Origin of the sequence: Streptomyces sp. CB01373, from assembly GCF_002803075.1 — a bacterium.
GTDB lineage: Bacteria > Actinomycetota > Actinomycetes > Streptomycetales > Streptomycetaceae > Streptomyces.
The window spans coordinates 165,399-179,365 of record NZ_NNBK01000014.1 but is presented as its reverse complement, the minus strand read 5'-3'; the positions used below and the strand labels follow the sequence as shown (position 1 = coordinate 179,365).

Here is a 13,967-nt window from a genome sequence, read left to right as displayed (position 1 = left end):
TCCAGCACGCACGGGTGACGGGGGACGTCCTCTTCGTCAGCGGGCCGCCGCGCGGCGCAGCACCTCGGAGGCCGCGCCGCCGGTGCGCGGCAGCGGGGGTGGAGCCTCGGCGGTGCCGAAGGGCTCGGGTGTCGAGTACGCGTGCGGCCGCCGGCCCCCGCGGCCCTCGCCGAGGACCTGCCAGCCGTCCCGGGTCAGCGTGATGTACGCCCCGCAGCGCAGCCCGTGCAGTGTGCAGGCGTCACGCAGTCCCCACATCCACGCACCGTCCTCCTCGGTCCAACGCGCCTCACCGTCACGGCAGTAGAGCAGTACGGCGGTGCGCACCGGGGTGCGGCGCCGCAGATCGTGCGGGATGACCTGGCGCAGTTGGTCCAGCAGTGCGTTGCGGAACATCCAGCCGTCGGCAGGCGCCTGCCGGCGGACGAAGGAGGCACTCGCCCGCAGCCGCTCGTCCGGGTCGAGGACCGCGACCACGGCGGTGGCGGGCCTGGGACGGTGCCGGGCGTGCAGTCCGCTGACGACCTCCCGCGGATTGCGCAGCAGAGGAATGCCCGCAGACGCCCACTCCGCGGGTTCGAGCACCCTGTGGGCGGAGGTGGCGGACGTTGACAACGATGCCGCCGAGGATGGAGCGAATCCGAAGGTCACGTTCCTCCCTTCGGCTACGCGCCCACACTGCGGGCGGGATCGGATTCGGGGGAGCGCACACCGCAGGAGAGCCCTACCGGCCAACGGCTGAGCCGTGCGGGGAGCGGACTTCAATTCTTCCTGTCGAACTGGGATGCGGCAACGAGCAATTGAGGGCACCGGCCGTTATCGGGCGACGCACGGCTTATATCCCTACCCGGCGCTCGCCCCGCGACTCCTGGGACCGTCCGCGTCGTTCGTGTGGGCCGCAGACATGTCCCATCAGCCCTGCACCGCCAGGACCAGCGGCATCACCGCCTGTGCGCCGGCCCTTCTGAGCAGGCGGGCGGCGACCGCGAGGGTCCAGCCGGTCTCGGTGAAGTCGTCCACGAGCGGCAACGGGCCGGGTTTGGCGGCAAGGGCGGAGACCAGGGTGGGCGGTACGGCCAGTGCCCCGTCCAGTGCCTTACGTAACCAGCGGGCCGGACCGGCCCGGGGCTCGGTTCGGCCCGGTCCGTCCCTCGGGCGGCTGGTGGAGCAGCGGGGCGTGCCGTCCGTCACGCGGGGTGAAGTGGCCGATTGTCCGTGCCGTCGGGTTGCATGGGGGCATGAACGATCTGGAGCTGCGTGCCGAAGCCGACGCCATCCTCGCCGAGCTGGTCGGTGATCCGACGGGGTCGGCGCGGCTGCGGGAGGACCAGTGGCGGGCTGTGGCGGCCCTGGTGGTGGAGCGCCGCCGCGCGCTGGTGGTGCAGCGCACGGGGTGGGGCAAGTCGGCGGTGTACTTCGTGGCCACTGCTCTGCTGCGCCGACGCGGTTCCGGACCTACGGTGATCGTCTCGCCGCTGCTGGCGTTGATGCGCAACCAGGTCGAGTCGGCGGCGCGGGCCGGTATCCAGGCGCGCACCATCAACTCGGCCAATCCGGAGGAGTGGGAGACGATCCACGAGGAGGTCGAGCTCGGTGACGTCGATGTTCTCCTGGTAAGTCCTGAACGCCTTAATTCTGTCGATTTCCGCGACCAGATGTTGCCCAAGCTCGCGGCCACGACGGGCCTGCTGGTGGTGGACGAGGCGCATTGCATCTCCGACTGGGGCCATGACTTCCGTCCCGACTACCGCAGGCTGCGGGCGATGCTGGCCGACCTTGCCCCGGGCGTGCCGGTGCTGGCCACCACGGCGACCGCCAACGCCCGGGTCACGGCGGACGTGGCCGAGCAGCTGGGCACCAGTGGCGGCGAGGCGCTGGTACTGCGTGGCCCGCTGGACAGGGAGAGCCTGCGGTTGGGCGTGGTGCAGCTGCCGGACGCCGCCCACCGGATGGCGTGGCTGGCGGAGCATCTGGACGAGCTGCCGGGTTCCGGGATCATTTACACGCTCACGGTGGCGGCGGCCGAGGAGGCCACCGCGTTCCTGCGGCAGGGCGGTCTTGAGGTGGCCTCGTACACGGGCCGGACGGAGAACGCCGACCGTCAGCAGGCGGAGGACGACCTGCTGCACAACCGGGTCAAGGCACTGGTGGCCACCTCCGCGCTGGGCATGGGCTTCGACAAGCCGGACCTGGGCTTCGTGGTCCACCTCGGCTCGCCGTCCTCGCCGATCGCGTACTACCAGCAGGTGGGCCGCGCGGGCCGCGGCGTGGAGCACGCGGAGGTGCTGCTGCTGCCGGGCAAGGAGGACGAGGCGATCTGGCGCTACTTCGCCGAGACCGCCTTCCCGCCGGAGGAACAGGTGCGCCAGACCCTCGCGGTCCTCGCCGAGGCAGGACGGCCGTTGTCCGTGCCGGCCTTGGAGGCCTCGGTGGATCTGCGGCGCAGCAGGCTGGAGACGATGTTGAAGGTGCTGGACGTGGACGGCGCCGTGCGGCGGGTGAAGGGCGGATGGACGGCCACGGGTTCCGGCTGGGTGTACGACGCGGAGCGGTATGCACGTGTGGCGGAACAGCGTGCGGCCGAGCAGCAGGCCATGCGCTCCTACGTCACCACCACCGGCTGCCGCATGGAGTTCCTGCGTCGCCAACTGGACGACGAGGAGGCTGCGCCGTGCGGCCGCTGCGACAACTGCGCGGGTGCCTGGGCCGACCCTGCCGTCTCGGCGGAGACCCTGGCGGGGGCGACGAAGGAACTGGGCCGCCCGGGGGTGGAGGTCGAGCCGCGCCGGATGTGGCCGACGGGCATGCCCGCGCTGGGCGTCGACCTCAAGGGGCGTATCCCGGCCCAGCAACAGTGTTCCCCGGGCCGGGCTCTGGGGCGGCTCTCCGACATCGGCTGGGGCAACCGGCTGCGCCCGCTGCTGTCCGAGCAGGCGCCTGACGGGCCCGTCCCCGAGGACGTGCTGAAGGCTGTGGTGACGGTGCTCGCTGACTGGGCACGCTCTCCGGGCGGCTGGATGGCGGACGGCCCGGATGTCTCTGCCCGGCCGGTAGGGGTCGTCGCCGTGCCATCCCTGTCCCGCCCCCGGCTGGTCGACTCCCTGGCTCAGGGAGTCGCGAACATCGGGCGGCTTCCTTTCCTGGGCGCCCTGGCGTACACCGGGCCGAGCGACGTGCATGCGGCGCGACGCAGCAACTCCGCTCAGCGGCTCCGGGCGCTGGCCGGCGCATTCACCCTTCCTGAGGACCTGGCCGGCGCTCTGGCCCGTACGCCAGGGCCCGTCCTGCTCGTGGACGACTGCACCGACTCCGGCTGGACCCTCGCGGTTGCCGCTCGCCTGCTGAGGCAGGCGGGGGCCGGCCAGGTTCTGCCGCTGGTGCTTGCTGCGGCGGGCTGACTGCCCTGGCCGACCTGTACCCGGCAGGGACCGCCGCCAGTACGAGAACGACAAGAGCCGGGTTCTGGTTGAAGCAGGTCTCCTGGACCTGCTCATTCACGTGGGGATCAGTGATCTGCCGGAGATGGTGGCCCCCACGCTCTGGTCGTGGCGGTGCCTGAACGGGCCACTGCCTGTCGGCCGCCGCACGCAGACAGCCTGCTGTCACCTGGCTGGTGGACGCCGGGGCGCCAGGCGGCGCAGTTCCGCGTCCCGCCGCGGTTCGGCGGGCAGGGCCATGGACGCGAACACTCCCTCGAGAAGGGGAAGGTGGTGCGCGGCGTCGATGCCGACGCCGCGCACCTCACCGGCGTTTGCCACGGCCGCCGCCCGGTATCCATCGCCGTGCGTCATGCTCCCGACGACACCGTCCGGCCACGCGGGCCCTCCGCCTTCGCCGCTGAGGACGGGGGGCGATGCCCACGTCCGCGAGGGCCCGGCGGGCGCACCAGCGCACAGTGGCGAACTCCCGCGTGCGTTTCCCGACGGCCCCCGCCGCGCTCCCCGGCTCGGCGCCGAGGAGCGGGGCATGGACGGGATCACCGAACGACTCGGCCGGCGCGACCGATGGTGGCTACAGTTTCTCGATCATGATCGTCGTCCCCCCCGGGCGCTCCACCCCGGGGGAATCAGCCGCCCGCCACCGAGGCGATGGACACGACCGCGGAGAAGACGTCCCTGTCCTGCTGCCGGCCGGTGACCAGCACCCTGCGGTTGCCGTTCAGGTCGTCCGGGAGCGAGGCGGACTCGATCCAGCAGGTGGTGTCGAACTCGGCGTAGCGGGCGAAGACGACGCTCATCCCCACCACCACGGCGGCGTCCGGGTGGACCATGGCCTGGGCCGCCTGACGCGCGGCTTCGAGCAGCAGCATGCCGGGCGCGTGGTCCACGGGGTGGTCGAAGAGGATCGGGTGCGCCCGGTCGACCCGCAGCTGCCAGCGCGTGCTGGAGTCGGTGGGCGAGAGGACCACGTCCTCGAAACTGCTCCGCCCCACGCGCTCGGGCGACGCGGGGGAGGGCAGGGGAACCGCCTGCAGGCCGGGTATGTCGGCGTAACGGCCCCGCAGACGTTCGTAGACGGTCCGGTCCTGGATCGTGAAGCGGGTGCGCGCGACGGCGAGGACCGTGCTGTCCCGCACCAACTCGAAGCGCAGCGCCAGGGCAGAGGCGCGCGCCTTGCGGCGTCTGACGTCCGTGCACGTGATGCGCAGGTCTATACCGACCGCGCCGCCGTCACTGCGCAGGGCGTCCGCGTCGAGTTCCCAGGCGAAGTCCTGCCAGAGCAGTTGGTGTCCGAGCGGTACCTCGTAGGCACCGTGGGACAGCAGCGGTAACGTCTGGCGCACCGTCTCGCAGAGCAGCATCGGGTCGTGCATGCCGAGCCGGGTCTCGTAGAAGACATGCTGCTCGGGCCAGCCGGCCTCCACCGCGTAGGAGTCCGCCCCCCTGCGGCACCAGTTGCTCAGCAGCACCTCGGACGCGTCGCGCTTGTGCGTGTACGACCGAGGAATGGCAGTAGGCATTTCTGTCACAGGCAGATGAGCAAGCTGAAGCGACATGGCAGTCCTCCCCTTGGGCTGCTGGCGAATGCCAAAGCGATAACGAGCGGACACGCATGCGTGCCGCCTCGGATAACATAGAGGTCGTTCTTTTTGTTTGTCGAGAGGTTGGGGCGGTCAGTGATGGCACGACGCAGGCAGGAACGTGCCGTTCGTACCCGAGAAGTACTGCTCAGGGCGGCGGCCGAGATCTTCGACGCGGCCGGGTACTCCGGCGCGAGCGTCAACAAGATCCTGGAACGGGCCGGGCTGACGGCCGGGGCCATGTACTTCCACTTCAAGAACAAGGAAGCCCTGGCCAGAGCCGTCATCATGGAGCAGGCCGCCGATCTGGAGTTCCCCCCGAGCGAGCCCGGCCTCCAGCAACTGCTCGACATAACCGGGTACCTGGCGTGCGAACTGAAGAGCAACACGCTGCTGCGGGCCGGCGTCCGGCTGGCGGTGGAGCAGAACGAATCGGGTCTTCAGGAGTACTCGATCTACGAGTTCTGGATCGACCACTTCCGGGAGACCCTGGTCGAGGCGCGCACGAGGGGACAGTTGCGCCCCTACGTCGACGAAGCGGACTTCGCGCGCGTGATCGTCGGTGCCTTCACCGGTACGCAGATCATGTCCGAGATCTCCAGCGAGCGGGCCAACCTGCCCGAGCTGATCGCTGCCATGTGGCGCTGCCTGCTGCCCGCCCTGGCGCCGGACGAGGTCGTCGCGCAGCTCGTCATCCCCCACGACGGGTCGGCGGCGACCGCGTGAGGCCGCCCCGCGTGGCGGTCACCGGAGCCACGGGCTTCGTCGGTTCGGTGGTGCTCCGCGGGCTCCTCGAAGCGCGTGCCGACGGCCGCGTCGACGACGTGCGCGCCCTGGTGCGCACACCTCCCGGGAGACGGCTCCGGGACGAGGCGGGCCCGTCGTGGTGCCCCGCGGACCTGACCGATCCGTCCTCGCTGTCCGGAGCGCTGGACGGTGTGCACGTCCTGGTGCACCTCGCGTCCCGGGTGTCCGGCGAGGCGCGCGCGTGCGAGGCCGTCAACGTCCGGGGGACCGCGACGCTCATCGAGGAGGCCCGCCGCAGCGGTGTCCGACGCGTCGTCCAGCTCTCGACGACCGCGGTGTACGGAGCCGGGCCGCACCGCGGGCTCACCGTGAACGAGATCGCGCCGGCGCCTGTCTCCGCGGCCAGCGCCACCCGGCTCGAAAGCGAGCGGCACGTGCTGGCGACGGGCGGCACGGTGCTGCGGGCCGGTCTGATCGTGGGCCAGGGCGACCGCTGGGTCGTCCCGGCGCTGGCCGAACTGCTCGCGCGGGTTCCGGCCCTCTGGGACGGCGGACGCGGCCTGCTGTCCCTCATCGACGTCGAGGACCTCGCACGGCTGATCACGACGACGGCGCTCATGCCGGACGCGCCGCCCACGGGCATCCATCACGCCGCCCACACCCGCCCCGTACGCGTCCGGGACCTTTTGACCACACTCGCCTCCCTCGGCGTACTGCCGAGTGTGACCGGGTCATGGCCCTGGGACGCCTGCGTACGCCGACTGCGCGAGGTGCCGGGTCCGATGAGCGAGCGCCAGTTCTCCCTCCTCGCCCTCGACCACTGGTACCGCGGCGAGGAGATCTGGCGCCTCACCGGCTGCCCGGAGGGCCCCGGCCCGCTCGCCCGCCTCGCCTCCGCGTCCGCGTGGTACAGGTCGTTCCTCGCCGAAAGACCCTGGGGTCCTCAGGCGGTGCGGGGCAGTGAGGCGGGGGCCTCGGGCGCGGCGGGGGTGGTGGAGGCCGGGGAGTAGAGACGGCTGTAGGTGTAGGCGGCGGAGACCAGGGTCATGTGATGGTGCCAGCCGGGGTAGGAGCGGCCCTCGAAGTCGAGGAGGCCGCAGTCCTCCTCAAGGCGGCTCACGGTGGCGGCGGCGCCGGAAGCCAGGTGGGCGAGCGCGGCGATGCGCCCGGCGCGTTCGTCGAGGAGGGTGGAGAGCCATGCGCGCGGGGCGCCCTGCCGGGCGGGGTCCCACTCGGCGAGGAGGCGGTGGGTCTGCCTGCTGCCGGGCAACCGGACCCGGGTGGACAGCATCCTCACGTCACCGCGGCCCGGGGCGTGCACCGTGGCGTATGTCTGGTGGGTGCCATGCCGGTGCAGGAACTCCTGAACGGACAGGGCGCCTTGGGCGTCCTGGGCGTCGGCAGGGGCGGCGCGAGGGCCGAGCGGGAGTATCCGCAGACCGGGCGGCACCGCCACGACGAAGTTCTGCCCCCGCCGGCTCAGGCCGTTGACCAGGAGGGTCGCGTCCGGGCACTCGCTCATGTCCACCACCGCGGGGACCGCGGTGAGTCCCGCGCGGGACGAGACCATATCGAGCAGATCGAGGATGTGCTCCCAGTACGGGCGATGGCGGGCTGTACCGGGAATCCTGGCCCGCTCACGCAGGTCCGCGTCGTCGCTCCACCGCTCGGGAAGCATCAGACGCCAGTCCACCGGCAGGTGCATGTCCCCGGAGGAGAGGAACAGCCCGACTCCCATCTGGCAGTTGATGGTCCGGCCCAGCCGTGGCACGAAACGGCGGTGCACCCCGCACGAGTGCGCGCCGCGCTTGGGCAGGAACGCCGAGGCGACCGTCAGGGCCAGGGGCGTGGTGCGCCCCTGTACGACCCGGGTCAGTTCCTCACGGGCCGGTTCCCAGTCCCAGGGGCTGGTGTTGATGAACTGCTGCAGAGACTGCGACGCCGTCGGCGACGCCGAGATCGCGGCGGCAAGGCGGCGTATGGACTTCTTGCCCGGCGTCGCGAGCAGCCCGCGCAGGTAGCCCAGGGCCCATCGTCGTTGGTCGGCCCGTGGGAGATGTCCGAAGAGTGTGTCGCTGAAGGTGTTCAGCGAGGCCGTACTCCACTGCGGTGACAGAACCAGGTGCTGCCCGGCCATGGTGCGCTCCCTCCACGTGCATGCCGACCAAAAAAGAATAGCGAACGTTCTCTTTGTTTTTGAGGGGGATGGGCGCTTTCGGTGAGACTTCGGCAAGTCACTGAAGTACCCGCAGGCGTTTCCGTAAAAAACGGGCACAGATGCAGATGCGGCCACCAAACCCCGTACATCTATCGGAAGTCGGCGTTGTGACGGAGCTCTCGCCACCAGAAGCTGGACAGCAACGCGGCCCATCGCATTGAGAGGAGACCAGCAATGACGCGATCGCGGACGTGCGCGGAACGCGACGACCGCCCGGCCCGCGGAGGCTGTCCACGGTGAAACAGGGAAGAGCGGTCCGGACCCGCGAGTCCCTCGTCCGGGCCGCCGCCGACGCCTTCGACGCCGCGGGCTTCGAGGCCACGTCACTGGGACGGATCTGCGCGGGGGCGGGCACCTCCATGGGCGCGCTGACCTTCCACTTCCGCTCGAAGGCCGCACTCGCCGACGCGGTGCAGCAACACGGCATCGCGCTCACCGACGAAGTGGTGCAACGGATCCTCAGAACACGTCAGCCCCCGCTGGAGACCATCATCGCCATCACCCTCGCCGTCGTCGGTCTGCTTGAGGAGAGTTCCGTGGTCCGGGCCGCCGCCGGGCTCAGCCGCGAGCGCGTGGCGACCACCTCGCCGTGGCCCTCCTCGTGGATTCCCGTGATCGAGGATCTGGTGACCCGTGTGCCCGAGGAGACCCTGAGCCCCGGCACCCACCCGCGTGCGCTCCTCTCCCTGGTCACGCATCTCGTGACCGGCGCCGAGGTGCTCATCCACACCGGCGGCGAGGCCGCGGAGCCGGACCATGTCCGCGCGGTGACCCAGGTCGCCGAGATCTGGGAGCTCACGCTGCGCGGGCTCTCCCCGACCGTGCGCCTTCCCCAGCAGCGGCGGACCGGGGCCCGCACGCGGAGTGCTCCAGGACGGGCACGGACGGCAGAGGACGGTGCTGTTTAGGCGACTTGCCAAGATCGGGAGCGGACTTGGCCGGGGGCTGGGACGCGCCCCCTCTCGCCCCATAGTTTCGGCTGCGGCTTCCATCCGAGCGCGACGAGAGGAGCACCGTGTACATCAAGGAAGTCCGCCGGCTGGACCGGGTGATCATCCGGTTCGCGGGCGACTCGGGTGACGGCATGCAGCTCACCGGCGACCGCTTCACCGCGGAGACCGCGTCGTTCGGCAACGACCTCGCCACACTGCCGAACTTCCCCGCCGAGATCCGGGCCCCCGCCGGGACGCTGCCCGGGGTCTCCTCCTACCAGTTGCACTTCGCCGACCACGACATCCTCACGCCGGGCGACGCCCCGGACGTACTCGTCGCGATGAACCCGGCGGCGCTGCGGGCGAACATCGGCGATCTGCCGCGCGGCGCCGAAGTGATCTTCAACACCGACGAGTTCACCGGGCGGGCGATCCGGAAGGCGGGCTACGCGACCTCGCCGCTGGAGGACGGCTCACTCGACGGCTACCGCCTCCACCCGGTGCCGCTGACCACGCTGACGGTGGAGGCGCTGAAGGAGTTCGAACTCTCCCGCAAGGAGGCCGAGCGCAGCAAGAACATGTTCGCGCTCGGCCTGCTGTCGTGGATGTACCACCGGTCCACCGAGGGCACCGAGAAGTTCCTGAAGTCGAAGTTCGCCAAGAGGCCCGACATCGCGGCCGCCAACATCGCGGCGCTCCGCGCGGGCTGGAACTTCGGTGAGACGACGGAGGACTTCGCCGTCTCCTACGAGGTCGCCCCGGCGGCCACCGCGTTCCCGACCGGCACGTACCGCAGCGTCTCCGGCAACCTCGCACTGTCCTACGGCCTGGTCGTCGCGTCCCGGCAGGCGGATCTGCCGCTGTACCTGGGCTCGTACCCGATCACCCCGGCCTCGGACATCCTGCACGAGCTGAGCAAGCACAAGAACTTCGGCGTACGGACCTTCCAGGCCGAGGACGAGATCGCCGGGATCGGTGCCGCCCTCGGTGCCGCCTTCGGCGGGTCGCTGGCGGTGACGACGACGTCCGGCCCGGGTGTGGCCCTGAAGTCGGAGGCCATCGGGCTCGCGGTCTCGCTGGAGCTGCCGCTGCTGATCGTCGACATCCAGCGCGGCGGGCCCTCGACGGGTCTGCCGACCAAGACCGAGCAGGCCGACCTGATGCAGGCGATGTACGGCCGTAACGGCGAGGCCCCGGTTCCCGTGATCGCGGCACGGACGCCGGCGGACTGTTTCGACGCGGCGATCGAGGCGGCCCGGATCGCGCTGACGTACCGCACCCCGGTCTTCCTGCTGTCGGACGGCTACCTCGCCAACGGCTCCGAGCCCTGGCGCATCCCGGAGCCGGACGAACTCCCGGACCTGCACGTGCGGTTCGCGCAGGGCCCCAACCACACCCTTCCGGACGGCACCGAGGTGTTCTGGCCCTACAAGCGCGACCCGCACACCCTCGCCCGGCCGTGGGCGATCCCCGGCACGCCCGGCCTGGAGCACCGCATCGGCGGCATCGAGAAGCAGGACGGCACCGGCAACATCTCCTACGACCCCGCCAACCACGACTTCATGGTCCGCATCCGGCAGGCCAAGATCGACGGCATCGACGTACCGGACCTGGAGGTCGACGGCCCGGACGAGGCGAAGACGCTGGTCCTGGGCTGGGGCTCGACGTACGGGCCGATCACGGCCGCGGTACGGCGGCTGCGCCGGGCCGGGCAGCCGGTGGCGCAGGCGCACCTGCGCCACCTCAACCCCTTCCCGCGTGACCTCGGCATCGTCCTGCGCCGGTACGAGCGGGTCGTCGTGCCGGAGATGAACCTCGGCCAGCTCGCCACCCTGGTCCGGGCGAAGTACCTGGTCGACGTGCGGTCCGTCACCCAGGTGAACGGCATGCCGTTCAAGGAAGAGCAGCTCGCCCACACACTGGAGGCGATCATCCATGACCACTGAACTCCGCCTCCTGCCCAAGCACTTCAAGTCCGATCAGGAAGTGCGCTGGTGCCCGGGCTGCGGTGACTACGCGATCCTCGCCGCCGTGCAGGGTTTCATGCCGGAGCTGTGCGTGGCCCGCGAGAACATCGTGTTCGTCTCGGGCATCGGCTGCTCCTCGCGCTTCCCGTACTACATGAACACCTACGGGATGCACTCCATCCACGGCCGCGCCCCCGCCATCGCCACCGGACTTGCCACCAGCAGACGGGACCTGAGCGTGTGGGTGGTGACGGGTGACGGTGACGCGCTCTCGATCGGTGGCAACCACCTGATCCACGCCCTGCGCCGCAACGTCAACCTCAAGATCCTGCTGTTCAACAACCGGATCTACGGCCTGACCAAGGGGCAGTACTCGCCGACCTCGGAAGTCGGCAAGATCACCAAGTCGACGCCGATGGGCTCGCTGGACGCGCCCTTCAACCCGGTGTCCCTGGCGATCGGCGCGGAGGCGTCCTTCGTGGCCCGCACGATCGACTCCGACCGCAAGCACCTCACCGAGGTGCTGCGTCAGGCCGCCGCCCACCCGGGCACCGCGCTGGTGGAGATCTACCAGAACTGCAACATCTTCAACGACGGCGCCTTCGACGCCCTCAAGACCGCATCCAATTCAAAACCGGGGCAGCGGGCCGAGGAGGCAGTGATCCGACTGGAGCACGGCAAGCCGATCCGCTTCGGCGGCGACCTGTCGCAGGGGGTGGTACGGGACCAGCTCACCGGCGACCTGAGAGTGGTCACGGTGACCCCGGAGAACGAGGCACAGGTCCTGGTCCACGACGCCCACACCCCGTCCCCCACTGCCGCCTTCGCGCTGTCGCGGCTGGCGGACCCGGACACGCTGCACCGCACCCCGATCGGTGTGTTCCGCTCGGTGGAACGGGCCGTCTACGACACAGAGATGGCCGACCAGCTCGACACCGCGATCGAGCGATACGGCAAGGGGGATCTGGCGGCGCTGCTCGCCGGTGGCGACACCTGGACCGTCGTCGGCTGATCCTGAGCGGAAGGCGGTACCACCGGTTCGACCGGTGGTGCCGCCTTCTGTTTGCCTCAGCCGGCCCCGAGTTCCTCCCCGATGGCGACCGCGAACGTGTCCCCGTCCTCCTCGGTGGTGTCGAAGGCGGTCACCCAACGGACCTCACCGGTGCGCTCGTTCCAGACGTCGGAACGGGAAGCGTTTCAGCAGTCGCCGCGTGACGTCCGGTGGCAGGACGGCGAAGACGTGGTTGGCCCCGGGCGCCGTCCATGTGTACCAGCAGGCCCAGGCCGTGGGCCTGCTCGCAGAGGGCGTGGATCTCGTCGTCGGTGTGGCGGAGCCCGGTCTCGGTGCACTGGGTGAGGGAGACGACCTTGGGCTGTGTCCGGTGCAGATGACGGCCTGGCAGACGTCGAGCATGGCCTGCGGCGCCGCCACGTTGGCCCCGGTGCCGCTCAGGACCGGGTGAACGTCCGCTGCGGGACCGGAGTGGCCCCGGACGGTCCGCCCCAGTCGTTCGGTGTGGACGTCACCGCCGTAGCTCGGCTGGTGGCCGCCGTCGGCGCGGGCGATCGCCACCAGCGCCTCGGGGTGGACCCCGGCGTGGTTGTCGCCGGCGAAACCACGCCGGGTGGGTTCGTGGCGGGGGGCGTGCGGCCCTTCCGGCCGGGAGCGTACGGGTGGCGGTCGAAGGCCCCCGCGGTCAGAGGGCCTCGGTGCGGATGGTGCGCGGCACGCCCCGCACCTGGGTCAGGTCGCGCAGTGCCGCCACGGCCGCGGAGAGCGCCCCGTCCAGGGCGCGCTGGGTGGACAGGAACAGCCGGGCGCCGCCGTCGGCACGCGTCTGCCGGAAGTCCTCGACGGACACCCCGTGGCGTTCGAGTACGGCGATCACGGCGCCGACGACGCCCTGCTGGTCCGTCACGTCCAGGGTGATGTGGTAGCGGGTGATCACGTCCCCGATCGGCCGGACCCGGCGTCGTTCGTACGCCGTGTCGTCGGACGCTGTGACACCGGCGAGCCGGTTGCGGCAGGCGGCGACGAGGTCGCCGAGCACGGAGGCGGCCGTGGGCGCCCCGCCGGCGCCGGGGCCGTAGAACATCAGCTGCCCCGAGGCGTCGGCCTCCACGAACACCGCGTTGAACGCGTCGCGCACCGAGGCCAGCGGATGGCCGGCGGGCAGCATCGCCGGGTGTACCCGGACGGTGATGTCGCCGTCCGGGGCGCGGTCGCAGACGGCGAGGAGTTTGACCACCCGGCCCACGGACCGGGCGGCGGCCATGTCCGCTGCGGTGATGTCAGTGATGCCCTCGCGGTGCACCTGGTCGAGGCGGACCCGGGTGTTGAACGCGAGCCCGGCGAGGATGGCCGCCTTGGCGGCCGCGTCGTGGCCCTCGACGTCAGCGGTCGGATCGGCCTCCGCGTAGCCGAGGGCCATGGCTTCCTTCAGTGCCCTCGGGTACTCCCAGCCGGCGGTGTCCATGCGGTCGAGGATGAAGTTGGTGGTGCCGTTGACGATGCCGAGCACCCGGGTGACCCGGTCGCCGGCCAGGGACTCGCGCAACGGCCGCAGCAGGGGTACGGCACCGGCCACCGCGGCCTCGTAGAACAGGTCGACGCCGCTGTCGCGGGCGGCGGCGTGCAGTGCGGCGCCCTCGGTGGCGATCAGGGCCTTGTTGGCGCTGACGACGGAGGCGCCGTGGGCGAACACCTTCGTGATCAGGTCGTACGGGCGGTCGACGCCGCCGATGACCTCGATCACGACGTCGATGTCGCCCCGGGTCACCAGGGCGTCCGCGTCGGTGGTGACGAGGTGGGAGGGGATGCCGGGGCGAGGCAGGTCCGCGCGGCGCACCGCCACCCCGGCGAGCTCCACCCGGGCGCCGATGCGTGCGGTGAGGTCGGCTTCGTGAGCCGCCAGATACCGTGCGACATCGCTGCCGACGACGCCGCAACCCAGCAGAGCTACCTTCAGAGTGCGCATGTCGGACTGCTCCGTTTCCGAGACCGAAGTGAGAGGGCCGTGGTCGGCCGGGAGGGGAAAGGGCGTGGACGCCCGGCGGGCGGTCCCGCGTCCACGGTGGCGAGC

The 13,967-nt window shown here is 71.0% G+C and carries 12 protein-coding genes and 2 pseudogenes; 7 read left to right on the top strand and 7 right to left on the bottom strand.

Going from position 1 to position 13,967, the window contains the following annotated elements:
- Window positions 1–36: 36 nt before the first annotated feature.
- Complete coding sequence (locus CG719_RS23800; protein ID WP_100570712.1) at window positions 37–651, bottom strand: hypothetical protein; 615 nt, start codon at window positions 649–651, stop codon at window positions 37–39.
- A 261-nt stretch (window positions 652–912) separates the two neighbouring features.
- Window positions 913–1,098 (bottom strand): annotated as a pseudogene (locus tag CG719_RS23795) (hypothetical protein); the annotation flags it as partial.
- A 140-nt stretch (window positions 1,099–1,238) separates the two neighbouring features.
- Here CG719_RS23795 and CG719_RS23790 point away from each other — a divergent pair.
- Window positions 1,239–3,398, top strand: coding sequence for a RecQ family ATP-dependent DNA helicase (locus CG719_RS23790; RefSeq protein ID WP_100570711.1), 2,160 nt, complete (start codon window positions 1,239–1,241; stop codon window positions 3,396–3,398).
- 204 nt (window positions 3,399–3,602) lie between these two features.
- Here CG719_RS23790 and CG719_RS36675 read toward each other — a convergent pair whose 3' ends face one another.
- The 3 genes and pseudogenes from CG719_RS36675 to CG719_RS23780 all read right to left on the bottom strand — a co-directional run bounded on the left by CG719_RS36675 (window position 3,603) and on the right by CG719_RS23780 (window position 4,960).
- The gene (locus CG719_RS36675; RefSeq protein ID WP_100570710.1) at window positions 3,603–3,791 is read right to left on the bottom strand and encodes a hypothetical protein; all 189 of its coding nucleotides are present in this window, start codon (window positions 3,789–3,791) and stop codon (window positions 3,603–3,605) included.
- A gap of 21 nt (window positions 3,792–3,812) precedes the next feature.
- Window positions 3,813–3,894 (bottom strand): annotated as a pseudogene (locus CG719_RS36670) (4'-phosphopantetheinyl transferase); the annotation flags it as partial.
- A 172-nt stretch (window positions 3,895–4,066) separates the two neighbouring features.
- Complete coding sequence (locus tag CG719_RS23780) at window positions 4,067–4,960, bottom strand: ScbA/BarX family gamma-butyrolactone biosynthesis protein (protein WP_159024944.1); 894 nt, start codon at window positions 4,958–4,960, stop codon at window positions 4,067–4,069.
- A gap of 159 nt (window positions 4,961–5,119) precedes the next feature.
- Between CG719_RS23780 and CG719_RS23775 the strand changes: the two genes are divergently transcribed.
- A complete protein-coding gene (locus CG719_RS23775; RefSeq protein ID WP_100570708.1) occupies window positions 5,120–5,746 on the top strand; it encodes a ScbR family autoregulator-binding transcription factor in 627 nt (208 codons plus the stop codon).
- Between the two features lie 11 nt (window positions 5,747–5,757).
- Window positions 5,758–6,777, top strand: coding sequence for an NAD-dependent epimerase/dehydratase family protein (locus CG719_RS23770; RefSeq protein ID WP_234375727.1), 1,020 nt, complete (start codon window positions 5,758–5,760; stop codon window positions 6,775–6,777).
- Here the strand turns inward: CG719_RS23770 and CG719_RS23765 are convergent.
- On the bottom strand, window positions 6,711–7,904 hold the full coding sequence (locus CG719_RS23765; protein ID WP_100570706.1) for an IS701 family transposase: 1,194 nt from the start codon (window positions 7,902–7,904) through the stop codon (window positions 6,711–6,713). The genes CG719_RS23770 and CG719_RS23765 overlap by 67 nt on opposite strands.
- 317 nt (window positions 7,905–8,221) lie before the next feature.
- Between CG719_RS23765 and CG719_RS23760 the strand changes: the two genes are divergently transcribed.
- The 4 genes from CG719_RS23760 (at window position 8,222) to CG719_RS37580 (ending at window position 12,347) form a co-directional block, all read left to right on the top strand.
- The gene (locus tag CG719_RS23760; protein WP_159024943.1) at window positions 8,222–8,893 is read left to right on the top strand and encodes a TetR/AcrR family transcriptional regulator; all 672 of its coding nucleotides are present in this window, start codon (window positions 8,222–8,224) and stop codon (window positions 8,891–8,893) included.
- Between the two features lie 107 nt (window positions 8,894–9,000).
- The gene (locus tag CG719_RS23755) at window positions 9,001–10,863 is read left to right on the top strand and encodes a 2-oxoacid:acceptor oxidoreductase subunit alpha (protein ID WP_324838443.1); all 1,863 of its coding nucleotides are present in this window, start codon (window positions 9,001–9,003) and stop codon (window positions 10,861–10,863) included.
- Window positions 10,853–11,896 (top strand): 2-oxoacid:ferredoxin oxidoreductase subunit beta, encoded by a 1,044-nt coding sequence (locus tag CG719_RS23750; protein WP_100570703.1) that lies wholly within the window; start codon window positions 10,853–10,855, stop codon window positions 11,894–11,896. Before CG719_RS23755 ends, CG719_RS23750 begins: the two co-directional genes overlap by 11 nt.
- A 199-nt stretch (window positions 11,897–12,095) precedes the next feature.
- Window positions 12,096–12,347, top strand: coding sequence for a hypothetical protein (locus CG719_RS37580; RefSeq protein WP_376494986.1), 252 nt, complete (start codon window positions 12,096–12,098; stop codon window positions 12,345–12,347).
- Window positions 12,348–12,581: 234 nt separating this feature from the next.
- Here the strand turns inward: CG719_RS37580 and CG719_RS23740 are convergent, their stop codons facing one another.
- Complete coding sequence (locus CG719_RS23740) at window positions 12,582–13,862, bottom strand: homoserine dehydrogenase (RefSeq protein WP_100570702.1); 1,281 nt, start codon at window positions 13,860–13,862, stop codon at window positions 12,582–12,584.
- Window positions 13,863–13,967 lie beyond the last annotated feature (105 nt).

Bases quoted from the DNA above. Each gene is read 5' to 3' on its own strand.
- CG719_RS23780 (WP_159024944.1), bottom strand. From the start codon at position 4,960: ATGCCTACTGCCATTCCTCGGTCGTACACGCACAAGCGCGACGCGTCC.
- CG719_RS23765 (WP_100570706.1), bottom strand. From the start codon at position 7,904: ATGGCCGGGCAGCACCTGGTTCTGTCACCGCAGTGGAGTACGGCCTCG.
- CG719_RS23750 (WP_100570703.1), top strand. From the start codon at position 10,853: ATGACCACTGAACTCCGCCTCCTGCCCAAGCACTTCAAGTCCGATCAG.
- CG719_RS23775 (WP_100570708.1), top strand. From the start codon at position 5,120: ATGGCACGACGCAGGCAGGAACGTGCCGTTCGTACCCGAGAAGTACTG.
- CG719_RS36675 (WP_100570710.1), bottom strand. From the start codon at position 3,791: ATGACGCACGGCGATGGATACCGGGCGGCGGCCGTGGCAAACGCCGGT.
- CG719_RS23740 (WP_100570702.1), bottom strand. From the start codon at position 13,862: ATGCGCACTCTGAAGGTAGCTCTGCTGGGTTGCGGCGTCGTCGGCAGC.
- CG719_RS23790 (WP_100570711.1), top strand. From the start codon at position 1,239: ATGAACGATCTGGAGCTGCGTGCCGAAGCCGACGCCATCCTCGCCGAG.